Source organism: Streptomyces sp. V2I9 (assembly GCF_030817475.1).
Taxonomy (GTDB): Bacteria; Actinomycetota; Actinomycetes; order Streptomycetales; family Streptomycetaceae; genus Streptomyces.
In genome coordinates this window covers 1,526,148-1,540,225 of sequence record NZ_JAUSZJ010000002.1, presented here as the reverse complement: position 1 = coordinate 1,540,225, position 14,078 = coordinate 1,526,148, and the positions used below count along the sequence as shown (strand labels likewise).

The window sequence follows — 14,078 nt, the reverse complement described above, 5'->3', positions numbered from 1 at the left end:
TGTTCAGGGGCAGCTAGAGTCGACAACATGGTTGACGAAAATAAGGTAAATCAGGTTGTCGAACTCCGCAACGGTTTCGAGCTGCCCGTGCTCCTCTTCGCGGGCTTCCGCTCGATCATCGACGCCCTGCACCGGGACCTCGCCGAGCACGGACACCCCGGAACCCGCCCCGCGTACGGCTTCGCGCTCCAGGCGGTGGGCCGCGACGGCGCGGCCATCAGCGAGATCGGGCGGCGGCTCGGGGTCTCCAAGCAGGCCGCCGGGAAGACGGTCGAGAAGCTGGAGGCGCTCGGCTACGTCGAGCGCGCCCCGGACCCCGCCGACGGCCGGCGCACCCTGATCCGCCTCACCCCGCACGGCCTCGACCTGCTGACCCGCTCCGCCGAGGGCTTCGACCGGCTGCGGGCGGAGTGGGCGCGGGCGCTCGGCGAGGACCGGCTGGCCGCCCTGGAGGAGGACCTGCGCGCGATGGCTCCGGGCGGTGCCTTCCGGCTGGACGCGGCGGGCTGGTTCACGGGTTGAACGAAGGCGGCTCGGACGCCCCACCGATCAGCCCCGGTCCAGATAGGCCAGCACCGCCAGCACCCGCCGGTTGTCGTCGTCGGACGGTGGCAGGTCCAGCTTCCCGAAGATGTTCGACGTGTGCTTGGCCACCGCCCGCTCCGTGATCACCAGCTGCGCGGCGACGGCGGCGTTCGAGCGGCCCTGCGCCACCAGCTCCATCACCTCCCGCTCGCGCGGGGTGAGCCCGCCCATCGGCTCGTCCCGCGAACGGCGGTTCAGCAGCTGGGAGATGACCTGCGGGTCCATCGCCGTACCGCCCGCCGCCACCCGGCGTACGGCGTCGATGAACTGGTCCGCGTCGAAGACCCGGTCCTTCAGGAGATAGCCCACACCGCCGTCGCCGTCCGCCAGCAACTCCCGCGCGTACAACTGCTCCACGTGCTGCGAGAGCACCAGCACCGGCAGCCCCGGCCGGGCCCGGCGGGCGGCCAGGGCGCACTGGAGGCCCTCGTCGGTATGCGACGGCGGGAGCCGGACATCGACGACGGCGACGTCCGGCTCCAACTCGGCCAGTGCTCGCGTCAGTTCGGGACCGGTCTCCACCGCCGCCACGACCTCGAAGCCGTACGCCTCCAGCATGCGCACCAGGCCGTCGCGCAGCAGGAAGAGGTCTTCGGCTAGGACAACGCGCAAGGGATCTCCATGGTCACCATGGTGGGGCCGCCCGCAGGGCTGCTGACGGCCAGGACGCCGTCGAATGTACCCAGTCGCCGTTCGATTCCGCTCAGACCTGAGCCCGCTCCGACGACCGCACCGCCCCTGCCGTCGTCCGTCACGGATATCCGCAGCATCCCCTCCGCGTGGTGCAGGTCCACGGAGACCCGCTCCGCCTCCGCGTGCTTCACCGTGTTCGTCAGGGCCTCGCTCACCGCGAAGTACGCCGCCGACTCCACCGGGGCCTCCGCCCGCCCCGGCAGCTCCACCGTCACCTCGGCGGCGACGGGCAGCCGCAGCGCCAGCGCCCGCACCGCGTCGCCCAGACCGCGTTCGGCGAGGACCGGCGGATGGATGCCCCGCACCAGGTCCCGCAGTTCGGCCAGGGCCTCCGCCGACGACTCACGGGCCATCGCCAGCATCCTCTTCGCCTGCGCCGGGTCCTTCTCGATCAACGCCTCGACCGTGCCCAGGTTCATGCCCATCGCGACCAGCCGCGCCTGCGCCCCGTCGTGCAGGTCCCGCTCGATGCGGCGCAGTTCCGACGCGGCGGTGTCCACGGCCTCGTGCCGGGTCTCGGTCAGCCGCTCGACGCGCTGCGCCAACTCCTCGTGGTGCGCAGGCCCCAGCAGCGTACGGGCGAGCCGGAAGTGCGACCGCAGCACCGGCTCGGCGGCCCGCATCCCGACGTGGAAGAGCACCACGCCCAGCCCGAGGGCGGCCAGCCCGGTCAGCTGGCTGTCCACCGGTACGAACAGGTACCAGTACGGATCCTCCCGGAACACCCGCCACAGCCCCGCCGCCAGGACCAGCGCCTCGACCGGGTAGAGCATCAGCCCGGCGGCGACCACGGCCAGGACCGCGCCCGCCGTCATGTCCACCAGCAGCCACAGCAGGTCCCGCCAGGTCGCCGGGTCCTTCAGCATCAGCGTGGTGCGCTCCACCTGGCCCGCGACGCCCGGCCGGAGGTCGCTCGGGAGGGGCCGGTAGGGGACCGGGATGCGCACGGACGACCAGGTCGCCGCCCACAGCCGCCGCTGGTTGGCGTGCCTGCGGACCGCCTCCAGCACCAGCGGGGTGGTGAACACCCCGACGCCCAGCGGGATGAAGGCGATCGAGAGCACCGCGAACACGTACAGGGTGATGGACACCGCCAGCCCGACCACGGACAGGAACAGCCCCCGCGCCGCCGCCAGCGACGCCCCCCGCAGCCGTCCCGAGAACACCTTCATCACGATCCCTCTCCCCTCGCCGGAGCCCGGCCGATTCCCACTCCGGAGGCCAGTCTCGCCCGGCCCGGCCCCGCCGCGTCAGCCGGTCCGCCACCCGGAGGGGGTGTACCTGGCACCACCCCCGCATGCGCCCCCTACGCCTCCGGGACCGGGGGCTCCGACGGCTGGGGCGGTCCGCCCCCGATTCCTAGATTCGAAGCGCTCGAACCACTTACCTGACGCTTACCTCCGGGGGAGAGACCGTATGAGGCGCAACCTCGCCGCACGCATCGGCGTGTGGAGCACGCACCACCGCAAGACCGCCGTATTGGGCTGGCTGCTCTTCGTCGTGCTCGCCACGGGCATCGGCGGAGCCACCGGCATGGTCGAGATGACCGACGCGGAGAACGGAGCCGGGGAGTCCGCCCGCGCCGAGCAGATCCTCCTCGACGCCGGACTCGACAAGCCCGCCGGCGAACTCGTCATGGTCTCCGCCCCCGCCGCGGGCGACTGGAAGCCGGCCGCCGAAGCCCTGGCCGCCGCCGTACGCGGGACCGGCGAGGCACAGAACATCGCGCCGCCCGTCCCCTCCGCGAACGGCGAGGACGCCCTGATCGCCTTCGAGATGAAGGGCGACGCCGCCACCGCCCCCGACCGGGTCCAGCCCGTGCTGGACGCGGTCGCCGCCGTGGGCGAGGACCATCCCGGCGTCGAGATCCACCAGTTCGGCGAGGCCAGCGCGGGCAAATGGCTCGGCGACCTGCTGGCCGAGGACTTCCGGAAGGCCGAGTTCACCGCCGTACCGCTGGCCCTCGGCATCCTCGTCGTCGCCTTCGGCGCGATCGTCGCCGCCCTGCTCCCGGTCGGGCTCGCCCTCACCGCGTGCATGGCCGCCTTCGGCCTCCTGTCGATCGCCAGCCATCAACTGCATCTGTTCCAGACCACGTACTCGGTGATGTTCCTGATGGGCTTCGCCGTCGGCGTCGACTACTGCCTCTTCTACCTGCGCCGGGAACGCGACGAACGCGCCGCCGGACGCGACGCCGAGACCGCTCTGCGCATCGCGGCCGCCACCAGCGGCCGGGCGGTCCTCGTCTCCGGCCTCACCGTGATGGTCGCGATGGGCGGCATGTTCCTCTCCGGGCTCCTGCTGTTCAAGGGCTTCGCGCTCGCCACGATCATCGTCGTGTTCATCGCCATGCTCGGCTCGGTCACCGTCCTGCCCGCCCTGCTCTCCTGGCTCGGCGACCGCGTCGACGCCGGCCGCATCCCGCTGCTGAACCGCCGCGCCAACCACGGGAACACGGGCAGCGGCCGTATCACCGGCCGGGTGCTCGGCCCCGTCCTCGCCCGGCCCCGCACCTTCGCCGCCGCCGCCACCGTCCTGCTGCTCACCCTCGCCGCGCCCGCTCTCGGCATGAAGACCGCGTCCCTCGGTCTGGAGCAGCAGTTCGGCTCCGACTCCCGGCTCTCGATCGCCCACAGCCGCATCACCGAGAGCTTCCCCGGCGGCCCGGCCCCCGCCCTCGTCGTGGTCACCGCCCCCGACATCACCGCCCCGGAGGTGGGCAAGGCCCTCGGCGGCTTCGAGAACGTCACCGTCCACCGCGACCGGAACGTCGCCGAGTTCGAGGTACCCCTCCCGCGCGGCGACGCCGACCTCACCGAACTGCGCGAGAAGCGGCTGCCCGCCGCGTTCGACGGCACGGCGGCGAAGCCCCACGTCACGGGGGAGACCGCCGGATCGGTCGACTTCACCGACCAGCTCCGGCGCGGCATCGTCCCGGTCTTCGCCTTCATCACGGCGGTGACCTTCCTGCTGATGCTGTTCTGCTTCCGCAGCTACGTCGTCGCCGTCACGGCCATCGTCCTCAACCTCCTGTCGGTGGCGGCCTCCTACGGGGTGATGACCGCCGTCTTCCAGCACGGCTGGGGCGCGTCGCTCATCGGCTCGGAGGGGGTCGGCGCGATCGAGGCGTGGATGCCGCTGTTCGTCCTCGTCGTCCTCTTCGGCTTGTCCATGGACTACCACGTCTTCGTCGTCTCCCGCATCCGCGAGGCGCGCGGCAGCGGTCTGGACAACCGGTCGGCCATCGAGACCGGTCTGCGCCGGACGGCCGGGGCGGTCACCGGGGCGGCGGCCATCATGGTGGCGGTCTTCGCGGTGTTCGGCACCCTGTCCATGCAGGACATGCAGCAGATGGGCGTCGGCCTCGCCGTCGCGGTGCTGCTGGACGCCACCGTCGTACGGATGGTGCTGCTGCCCTCCGTGATGCTGCTGCTCGGTGAGCGCAACTGGCGTACACCGCGCGGGCTTTCCCGCCTGCCGAGCCTGGAGCACGAGGAACCGGCCGAGCCGGTGCACACCACCGTACGGGTCTGAGGTCTCCCGGACACGGGCGAACGGGTGGCCCCGGAGCACGGTTGACGGGGAACCGGGCTCCGGGGCCGCCGGTCGCGCGTACCGGCTCCGCACACCACCGGGTTCGGCGGTGCGGTGGCCCGACCGGCCGGTCAGGGCGTGTACTTGTACCCCACCCGCCGGACCGTCTGGATCGAACGGCGGTGCTCCGCACCGAGCTTGCGGCGCAGTCGTGCGACATGCACGTCGACGGTCCGCCCGTCGCCCACATGTCCGTAGCCCCACACCGTCGTCACCAACTGATCGCGGGTGTGCACCCGGTGGGGGTGCGCCACCAGGTGGGACAGCAGCTCGAACTCCAGGTACGTGAGGTCCAGGGCGACGCCGTCGACCGAGGCCGTGCGCCGGGCGGTGTCGATCCGGACCGGACCGGCCGGGGAGCCGTCGGCGGCGGCCTGACCCATCTCCCCGAACGCGGGCGGGTGCGGGGACGGGAGGCCGCCCGGCAGCGGGTGCGAGGCGGCGGCAGCCCCCGCGTGCGCGGGCTGCTGGTCGGCCGGCACCAGCACCAGGTAGCCGACCATCGGCGGCCGGCCGGGCAGGGCGGGCAGGGTGTGCGGCGGGGCGGGCAGCCAGGTGGCCCCCGGCGGAAGGAACCCGGCCACCTCGGCCGGGGCCGCGACCTCGTCGCGGTCGACCGCGCGCAGCCGGTGCCGCTTCGGATGGGCGGGCAGGGGGTGGGTCGTGGGACGGGCCGCAGCGGGTGCCGGGGACGCCGCGGTGGCGGCGGACGCGGCGGAGAAGGTACGAGTGTTCGCCATGAGGGTCAGCTCTTTCGCGCGAGGAGTCGTCAGGGACGGACCTACGTCGTACGCGCGGACCGAAGGCCGGGGTGAGCGGCTTTAGTGGGCCTGCGCGTTCCACGCGCGGCAACACACTCGGTCGAAGTCATGGTGCTGACGGGAAGGCCAGAACGGTTCGAGGTCGCTGCGACCCGACGCGATGTGCTGGAAGCTGGCCATGTCTCCCATTGAAGCAGAGATTGCGGCACCGCATCAGACTCCTCTCACCCGTCGATACGGACCCTCGGCGTTACGTTCCTCACGCCGGGCCTCACGCCGGGCCGGAGAACCACCCGCCACCCCATGCGAGGGGGCCCGCCGGTACGCCGGCGGGCCCCCTCGTACACACGTGGATCGGCGTCGGAGATCAGACCTGGCCGGCCTTCTCCAGCGCGGTGCAGCAGGTGTCGACGATCAGCCGCGTGACGACGTACGGGTCGACGTTGGCGTTCGGGCGGCGGTCCTCGATGTACCCCTTGCCGTCCTGCTCGACCTGCCACGGGATGCGGACCGAGGCGCCGCGGTCGGAGACGCCGTAGCTGTACTCGTTCCACGGGGCGGTCTCGTGCAGACCGGTGAGGCGGTCGTCGATGCCCGCGCCGTAGTTCTTCACGTGGTCCATCGGCTTGGAACCCTCGCCCAGCGACTCGCACGCGGTGATGATCGCGTCGTAACCCCCGCGCATCGCCCGCGTGGAGAAGTTGGTGTGCGCGCCCGCGCCGTTCCAGTCGCCCTTCACCGGCTTCGGGTCCAGCGTCGCGGAGACGCCGAAGTCCTCGGCGGTGCGGTACAGCAGCCAACGGGCCACCCACAGCTGGTCGGAGACCTCCAGCGGGGAGAGCGGACCCACCTGGAACTCCCACTGGCCGGGCATGACCTCGGCGTTGATGCCGGAGATGCCGAGTCCCGCCGCCAGACAGTTGTCGAGGTGCTTCTCCACGATCTCGCGGCCGAAGATCTCGTCCGCGCCGACGCCGCAGTAGTAGCCGCCCTGCGCGGCCGGGAAGCCGCCCTCGGGGAAGCCGAGCGGCCGGTGCCCGTCGAAGAAGGTGTACTCCTGCTCGATGCCGAAGATCGGCGCCTGGCCCGCGAACTGCTCGGCGACCGGACGCAGCGCGGCCCGCGTGTTGGACGCGTGCGGCGTCATGTCGATGTCGAAGACCTCGCACAGGACGAGGACGTCGTCACCGCCGCGGATCGGGTCCGGGCAGGTGAAGACGGGCTTGAGCACCCGGTCGGAGGCGTGGCCCTCGGCCTGGTTGGTGCTGGAGCCGTCGAAGCCCCAGACCGGCAGGTCCGCCACGTCGCCGGACGGCGTCCCGCCCATGATCTTCGTCTTGGAGCGCAGCTTGGCGGTCGGCTCGGTGCCGTCGATCCAGATGTACTCAGCCTTGAACGTCACGGTCGCCATCCTTCGCGGGTGCAGCGGTCTCTGCGGCGCAGCTTGGCAAGACGCGATTTCCCGTCCGTTGCCCGGATGTGAACCCCGTGTTACCGAGGCTTCCGGGCGGTTCCGGCCGTTGCGGAGGCCACGCCGGCAGCCCGCACGTGGTGGGACACGCGCCCCGCGACGGCGGCGGTCGCGTGGCGCGTGGCCACGGCCGCAGGACACGGGGGCCACGGCGGCGGGCCCGGAGACGGCCGTGGCGCCGGGGCGTCTGCCGAGCTCAGACATCCCCCTTGAGCAGCGCCCCGAACCCGGCCGCCCGTATCCGGCGCACCAGCTCCTCACGGCTCGCCCCCAGCGCGGCGGCCGCCCGGTCCAGCTCCCGGTCCGCCCCGGCCAGGGTCCGCAGCAGATGGCCCCGCCGGATCTGCGCGTCGGAGAGCCGGAACGTCTTGAGGTAGGCGACACGCCCCTTGTGGTCGGTGATCGTCTCCCCGATGTGCTGGCCGCTCCCGTCCCGGACGAACGGCGGCAGGAACCGCCACAGGGTGAACGACTTCATCCGGTACACCCGGTCGAACGTGTACGAGGCGTCCAGCAGCTCCCGCGCGAACAGGGTGTCGTGCGCCTCCTCCCACTCCCGCTGCCGCGCCAGCGCCGCCGCCCGCAGCTCACCGAGTCCGCCGATGTGCTCCTCGCCCCCGATCCGCACCGGAACCTCCGCCACCGGGGCCCCGTACAGCGCGTACTGGTGCACCAGCTCCCCGTAGAGGTCCTCCACCAGCGAGGCGTGCAGGAGGCGGTAGTCGTCCGGGTGCGGGACGACGAAGGAGGCGGCGAGCGCGTCGGAGACGTACACCATCACCCCGCACTGGCCCGGGTGGATCTCGAAGATCCGCAACGCGTCACCGAGCCCGCGCACGGACAGCCCGAGGTACGCGTCCTCCGCGCGCGGCGACAGCCCGGCGCGCAGGGCGGTGCGCGACCACTCCTCCCAGGCCGTGGAGGGCCCGCCGAAGTGCAGCGCGAGGTATCCCTCCAGCGCCAGATGCAGCGGCAGGAACCGCAGCCGGTCGCCCGGCCGCCGCTTGGCCATCCGGTGGTGCGGCACCGGCGGCAGGGGTACGGCGCGGGGTGCGTCGGCCCCGCCGAACTGGGTGCCGTACGCCGCCGATCGCCGCCCTCCCGCCGGCGCGGCAGCGCCTCCCCCCGCCCGACCAGTCCGCGACCAGACCGTGCGGGATGTAGGAGAGGTAGCGCTCCCGCGGCCCCAGCTCGACGATCCCCGCGCCCAGCCCCTCGTACACCTCGCGGTGCAGGCGCAGCCCCTCCACCGGCGCCTCGCGCACCAGCGGGACCAGCCGGACACCGCCCCACACCTGCGCGGGCCGCACGGTGAGCCCGGTCAGCTCCAGCCGGTTCACGTCCCGCCTCCCACTCCGGTGAACCGGGCCACCCGCCGGTCCAGATACGCGGACAACTCCTCCGGCCCCGACCGCCCCTCCGCGAACCGGGCGATCTCCACCAGGGCGGGCAGATCCTCCGCGTCGCGGATCCCGGCCGTCGCCACTCCCGCCGCCAGCCGCCGCACGTCGAACCCGGCCGTGTCGTATACGGGGTTGACGTGCACGACCGCCGTCCGGCGCGCCGGATCCAGTCGCTGCCGCCACACCCGCAGCACCTCGCCCGCCAGGCCCGCCGGAGCGTTGTCCCAGCCGTCCGAGACGATCACCAGCCGGTCAGGGACGGCCGCGCCCGGCGATGAGGGCGTCGTGCCGATCGCCTCGGGCCCGCCGGATGCGGCCCGATCGCCACGGCACCCCCCGGACTCCAGCGCGTCCAGGATCCGCATGCCCAGCGGGGTCGGCCCCCACGGACGGACGAGCAGGGCGTCGCCCGCGCCCGAGGTCCACAGCCCCCGGTACGCCCCCGGCGCGGCCAGCACCTCCAGCAGATGGTGGCAGGCCAGCGCCACGGCGAGCGGCCGGCGCCGCTTCTGCCCCGACCCGGAGGAGGAGAAGCTGTCGTCCAGCACCGCGTGCACCCGCCCCCAGCTCCCCGCGTGCGCACCCGCCGCCCGCCGGGCCGCCGCGCGCAGGGCGCCGGTCAGCTCGGCCCGGCGTTCCGCACGCTGCTCGAAGCTGAGCGACAGCACGTACAGAGCGAGCCGGGTCAGCGGCATCACGGTCAGATCCACGTCCACCACGGGGGAGCCGGGCCGCCGGACCGCCGCCCGCACCTCCTGTGTGCGCAGCCGCTCCAGCCGGGTCATCCGGGGCGCGGCCCGCTTCAGGAACACCTCGCGCTTCATCCCGTGCCGGCCGGCGAACCCCTCCGCGACGGTGAACGGCAGCTCGGACACGGCCCCCTGCTCGTAGTGGGCGCGCCGCCAGGCGTCCAGCATGCCGTGCTCGTACCGGCGCAGCCGTCCCGGCCGGAACAGGAACGCCCCGATCTCGGCCAGCGGTCCGGATCCGTCCGGGCAGGGCAGGTGGATGTGCCGGACGGCCGTCTTCAGCCCGGTCCGGTACTTCACCGCGTCATGACCCAGATCCGGCCGCGCCGCCAGCCAGTCCCGCATGATCGCCCGCGTGCGCCGGTTGTTGACCTTGGCGCGGCGCAGCTCACCGAAGAGGCGGTAGACGCGGGGCGGCGGGAGCAGCGCCAGCCGGGCGGCGATCAGCCGCCCCTCGGTGCGCCGCTCCTCGGGGCTCGCCTCGCCCGCGGTCTCCAGCAGCCCGCGCACGATGAGCGCGGCGTTGTGGTGATTGATGTCCAGGGCCAGCGAAGCGGCGTACACCCGGCGGTAGTTGACCCGTACGTAGGTGTGCAGGAACTCCAGGGAGAGCCGCTGTTCGTCGGCGTCCGAGCGGAACTCGCGCTGCCCGGTCGCGGTGATCGCCGCGTTCACGAACAGGAGGACGTCCTCGGCGGCGACGAGGTCGGCGGCGGGGCCGGTGACGACACCCGCGACGGGCTCGGGACCGACACCCGCGACGGGCTCGGGCGTGCTCGGGGTCCGGGGCGTGTTCACGGCTTCCCCCGGGTGGCGAACTCTCCCCATGACTCACCTTGTCGGAAACGGCAACGGCAACAGATACGGCAACAGATACGGCAACGCAGGCGGATATGCGGATACGGCAACGGAAGAGGAGACGCCGGCCGGGGAATGGAGGCGCGAACAGCGAAATCGTTGCTTCATAGGCAGGTCCCGGAAGTCGCAGCCGGAGTCCCGCGGCCGGCTCGGGAAACGTAACGGGGGATGCCCGCTCCGCGCCACCGCATTCGGTCCCGGTGAGGCCCCGCACGAGGCGGCGGGCTCGTCCCGGCGGGGTGGCCGGACCTCCGCGGGCTCTCCGTACGGCCACCCGGACCACCGGGCACACTGGCCCCATGGACTCAGCTGCCGACACCACCGCCAGCCCTCTGCGCATCGGCCTCCTCGGAACCGGCCCCTGGGCCCGCAACACCCAGGCCCCCGCGCTCGCCGCCCACCCCGGTGTCGAGCTGAGCGGGGTGTGGGGCCGCAGGGCCGAGGCCGCCGACGCCCTCGCCGCCGCCCACGGCGCCCGCGCCTTCACGGGGGAGGAGGGCATCGACGCGCTTCTGGAGGCGAGCGACGCGGTGGCCTTCGCACTGCCGCCGGACGTCCAGGCCCCGCTCGCGGTCCGGGCGGCGGAGGCGGGCCGCCACCTGCTGATGGACAAGCCGGTCGCCACGACGGTCGAGGGCGCCCGCGCGGTCGCCGACGCGGCCGAGGAGGCCGGGGTGGCGTCCGTCGTGTTCTGCACGCTCCGGTTCGCCCCGGAAACCGCGGCCTGGATCGCCGAACAGGCCGCGGTGGACGGCTGGTTCACGGCACACGCCCAGTGGCTCGGCTCGCTCTACGCGGAAGGTACGGCCAGTGAGTACGCCGACTCCCCGTGGCGGCGGGAGAAGGGCGGACTGTGGGACGTCGGCCCGCACGCGCTCTCCGTGCTGATCCCGGTGCTCGGCGACGTCGAGCACCTGACCGCCGCGCGGGGACCGGCCGACACCACGCACCTGATCCTGCGCCACACCTCCGGCGCGTCCAGCACGGTCACCCTCGGGCTGAGCGCCCCGCCCGGCGCGGCGGGCGTCGAGATCGAGTTCCGGGGCGAGCGGGGCACGGCGTCGATCCCCGGCTGGGACGGCGCGGAGGCCGCGTTCCGGGGCGCGGTGGACGCGCTGGCCGAAGCGGTGCGTACGGGGGTGCCGCACGCCTGCGACGCCCGCTTCGGCCTCCACCTCACGGAGCTGCTGGTGGCGGCGGAGACACAGGCGCGGGGGTAGGCACGGCCGCGGACCGGGACGCGGCCGCGGCCGGATGCGGCGTCGCGGCAGCGCACGGCCCGGCCGCCGGCAGCACACGGCACAGGGCCTCCAACGCCTCCGGGTAGCCGGCCTCGGAGGGCGTCGCGTACCCCACGACCAGGCCGTCGCGGACGGGGGCTCCGGCGCCGCCCGCGTGAGGGGCGCGCTCCGCGCGCGGGTGCAGATAGTCGCCCAGGCCCTCCACCGCGAGCCCCTGCCGGGCCGCCGCACGGACCACCGGACGTTCGGTGCCGGGCGGCAGCTCCAGCACCGCGTGGAGCCCGGCTGCGATCCCGGTGACCCGGACGTGCGGGGCCCGCCGCGCGAGCGCCGCCACCAGCTGGTCCCGGCGGCGGCGATGGCGCTGGCGCATCCGCCGTACCTGCCGGTCGTACGCGCCCGACTCGACGAAGTCCGCGAGCGTCAGCTGCTCGGTGGCGCTGGACCACTGCTCGCGGTCGCCCTTGGCCGCGACGACGGGCCCCACCAGCCGCTGGGGCAGCACCAGCCACCCGATCCGCAGGGTGGGGGAGAGGCTCTTGCTCACCGACCCCAGCAGCACCACATGCTCGGGGTCGAGTCCCTGGACGGCCCCCACGGGCTGCCGGTCGTAGCGGAACTCCCCGTCGTAGTCGTCCTCGACGACGAGCCCACCGGTGGCCCGCGCCCAGTCGACGACGGCAGCCCGCCGCGCGGCGTGGAGCGGTCCGCCGGTGGGGAACTGGTGGGCGGGCGTGAGGAGTACGGCACGGTCGCGGCGGGTCAGCCCGTCGACCAGGGCGCCGTCCGCGTCCACGGCGAGCGGCCGGGTGCCGACGCCGTGGGAGGCGAGGAGGCCGCGGTGGAAGGGCAGGCCGTACTCCTCCACCGCCCACGGGCCGCCGACCACCTGCGCGAGCAGCCGCAGCGCGTGCGCGGCCCCCGAGCAGAGGACGATGCGCTCCGGACCGGCCCGTACCCCGCGTACCCGCGCCAGATAGCCCGCCAGGGCCCGCCGCAGTTCGGGCCGCCCGTGCGGATCGCCGGGCCCGAACGCGTCGTCGGGGGCGGCCGCCAGCGCCCGGCGCGCCGAGGCCAGCCAGGCGGTCCGCGGAAAGGCCGAGGGGTCCGGCCGCCCCTGGACCAGGTCGTGGAGGGGGCGGGCGGCGGGCTCGGGGGTGCGCGGCCGGTGGACGGGGGTGACCGGGGCGGCCCGCTCGGCCACACGGGTCCCGGATCCCTGGCGGGCGGCGAGCCACCCCTCCGCGACCAGCTCCGCGTAGGCGTCGGCGACGGTGTTGCGGGCGAGGCCCAGGTCGGCCGCGAGGGAACGGTACGGCGGCAGCCTGGCGCCCGGTGCGAGTCGCCCGCTGCGCACGGCGTCCCGGAGGGCGGCCATCAGGACGGCGCGGCGGTTACCGGTCCCGGTAAGTTCCAACGGCAGATCGCTGCCCAGGATCTCGGCGGAATTGACCCATGTACCCATCAGAGAAACACACCCCGTACCCAGTCGCCTGTCGTCCTGGATTCGTACCCATGACGACGGCGGAGATCAAGACGAACGACCGCACCGCCGCGCGACCGCCACCGTCCGGCGCAACAACGCCACCGTGCGGCGGTACGGAGGACCGGACCGTCCGGGACAACGGTGACGAGGCCGCCCGGCGTACGCGGCCACGGGCCGCTCGGCACATCAGGGACGCGGGTCGTCCGGCACCACGGGGCGCGGGCCGTCCGGCGCAACGGGGCGCGGGCCGTCCGGCGCAACGACGTCGCGGGGAGCGGGCGACCGGCCACCGCGAAGGCCTGCTCGGACCCACGCCCCGGCCGCCCCACCACCTCCCGTCAGGAGGGCCCTCCTCTACCACCGGCGGCCCCACGCGGAGGCCCACCCCCGCGAGGCGGTCCGACACGACCCCGCCCGGCGCGACCCGCCCGTGAGGTCAGACACCGCGCCCCAGCGCGTCCCGTACCGCTTCCTCGCTGCGTGCCACCACGGCCGTGCCGTCATCGGCGGTGATGATCGGACGCTGGATCAGCTCGGGGTGCGCGGACAGGGCGGTGATCCACCGCTCGCGGGAGCCGCCGTCCCGAGGCCACTCCTTGAGCCCCAACTCTCCGGCCGCCGCCTCCCGGGTCCGCGTGATGTCCCACGGCTCCAGCCCGAGCCGGTCCAGCACGTCCCGGATCTCCTCCGGCGACGGCACGTCCTCCAGGTAGCGGCGGACGGTGTAGGCGGCCCCCTCGGCGTCCAGCAGCGTCACCGCGCCGCGGCACTTGGAACAGGCGGGATTGATCCAGATCTCCATGGGGCCAAGGTTACGCGAGGGACCGCCGAAACCGCCTCTGAGCAGGGGCGATTGTCAGTGGGGGGCAGTAGGATGGAGGGAGTTCGTGAGGGTTCCACCACGCTGCCAGGAGGATGCCGAATGGCTGTTGCCGCAGTCACGACCGAGCCGCTCGACCGACAGCTCCCGATGCCCTTCCACCCGCCGCTGCCCACCTCGCCCCCGAAGAAGCGCCTGCCCGCGGGCCGCCCCCGCGAGTGGTACGTCTCGCACAACCGCCGCCTCAAGGCCATGCGCCTGGCCATCGCTCTGCTCGACAGCGGGGTCTACCAGCCCTCCAGCGCCGGCAACCACCGGATACGGATCACCGCCGAGCGCCTGGGCATCCACCGGCCGTCCGACACCACCTGCCGCATGGTCCGCGCTCTGATCCGCTACGGCCGCTGACCCGGACCG

11 protein-coding genes and 1 pseudogene are annotated in these 14,078 nt (G+C 73.8%); 4 read left to right on the top strand and 8 right to left on the bottom strand.

The annotated features are described in order from the left end of the window. The first annotated feature begins 27 nt into the window (after positions 1-27). The gene (locus tag QFZ71_RS06905) at positions 28-522 is read left to right on the top strand and encodes a MarR family winged helix-turn-helix transcriptional regulator (RefSeq protein WP_307667373.1); all 495 of its coding nucleotides are present in this window, start codon (positions 28-30) and stop codon (positions 520-522) included. 27 nt (positions 523-549) lie between these two features. Here the strand turns inward: QFZ71_RS06905 and QFZ71_RS06900 are convergent, their stop codons facing one another. Both QFZ71_RS06900 and QFZ71_RS06895 read right to left on the bottom strand, forming a co-directional pair. Then, positions 550-1,197, bottom strand: coding sequence for a response regulator transcription factor (locus QFZ71_RS06900; RefSeq protein ID WP_307667372.1), 648 nt, complete (start codon positions 1,195-1,197; stop codon positions 550-552). Then, positions 1,182-2,450 (bottom strand): sensor histidine kinase, encoded by a 1,269-nt coding sequence (locus tag QFZ71_RS06895; protein WP_307667371.1) that lies wholly within the window; start codon positions 2,448-2,450, stop codon positions 1,182-1,184. The genes QFZ71_RS06900 and QFZ71_RS06895 overlap by 16 nt, the downstream gene beginning before the upstream one ends. A gap of 244 nt (positions 2,451-2,694) precedes the next feature. Between QFZ71_RS06895 and QFZ71_RS06890 the strand changes: the two genes are divergently transcribed. Then, positions 2,695-4,812, top strand: a complete 2,118-nt coding sequence (locus tag QFZ71_RS06890; RefSeq protein WP_307667370.1) for an MMPL family transporter — start codon at positions 2,695-2,697, stop codon at positions 4,810-4,812. Between the two features lie 131 nt (positions 4,813-4,943). Here QFZ71_RS06890 and QFZ71_RS06885 read toward each other — a convergent pair whose 3' ends face one another. The 4 genes and pseudogenes from QFZ71_RS06885 to QFZ71_RS06870 form a co-directional block, all read right to left on the bottom strand. Next, on the bottom strand, positions 4,944-5,612 hold the full coding sequence (locus tag QFZ71_RS06885; RefSeq protein WP_307667369.1) for a winged helix-turn-helix domain-containing protein: 669 nt from the start codon (positions 5,610-5,612) through the stop codon (positions 4,944-4,946). Positions 5,613-6,000: 388 nt separating this feature from the next. Beyond that, positions 6,001-7,035 carry a glutamine synthetase gene (gene glnII, locus QFZ71_RS06880; protein ID WP_307667368.1) on the bottom strand — a complete coding sequence of 345 codons (1,035 nt, stop codon included), beginning with the start codon at positions 7,033-7,035 and terminating at the stop codon, positions 6,001-6,003. A gap of 265 nt (positions 7,036-7,300) precedes the next feature. Then, a pseudogene (locus tag QFZ71_RS06875) lies at positions 7,301-8,444 on the bottom strand (hypothetical protein). Further along, on the bottom strand, positions 8,441-10,054 hold the full coding sequence (locus QFZ71_RS06870; RefSeq protein ID WP_373465086.1) for a hypothetical protein: 1,614 nt from the start codon (positions 10,052-10,054) through the stop codon (positions 8,441-8,443). Before QFZ71_RS06870 ends, QFZ71_RS06875 begins: the two are co-directional and overlap by 4 nt. 359 nt (positions 10,055-10,413) lie before the next feature. Here QFZ71_RS06870 and QFZ71_RS06865 point away from each other — a divergent pair, with 359 nt between their 5' ends. Continuing rightward, the gene (locus tag QFZ71_RS06865; RefSeq protein WP_307667367.1) at positions 10,414-11,334 is read left to right on the top strand and encodes a Gfo/Idh/MocA family protein; all 921 of its coding nucleotides are present in this window, start codon (positions 10,414-10,416) and stop codon (positions 11,332-11,334) included. Here the strand turns inward: QFZ71_RS06865 and QFZ71_RS06860 are convergent. Further along, a complete protein-coding gene (locus QFZ71_RS06860; RefSeq protein WP_307667366.1) occupies positions 11,291-12,820 on the bottom strand; it encodes a PLP-dependent aminotransferase family protein in 1,530 nt (509 codons plus the stop codon). The two genes, QFZ71_RS06865 and QFZ71_RS06860, sit on opposite strands and share 44 nt — an antisense overlap. A gap of 457 nt (positions 12,821-13,277) precedes the next feature. Continuing rightward, on the bottom strand, positions 13,278-13,643 hold the full coding sequence (locus tag QFZ71_RS06855) for an ArsC/Spx/MgsR family protein (protein ID WP_307667365.1): 366 nt from the start codon (positions 13,641-13,643) through the stop codon (positions 13,278-13,280). A 120-nt stretch (positions 13,644-13,763) separates the two neighbouring features. Here QFZ71_RS06855 and QFZ71_RS06850 point away from each other — a divergent pair, with 120 nt between their 5' ends. Beyond that, the gene (locus tag QFZ71_RS06850) at positions 13,764-14,069 is read left to right on the top strand and encodes a hypothetical protein (protein WP_307667364.1); all 306 of its coding nucleotides are present in this window, start codon (positions 13,764-13,766) and stop codon (positions 14,067-14,069) included. The last annotated feature ends 9 nt before the right edge of the window (positions 14,070-14,078 follow it).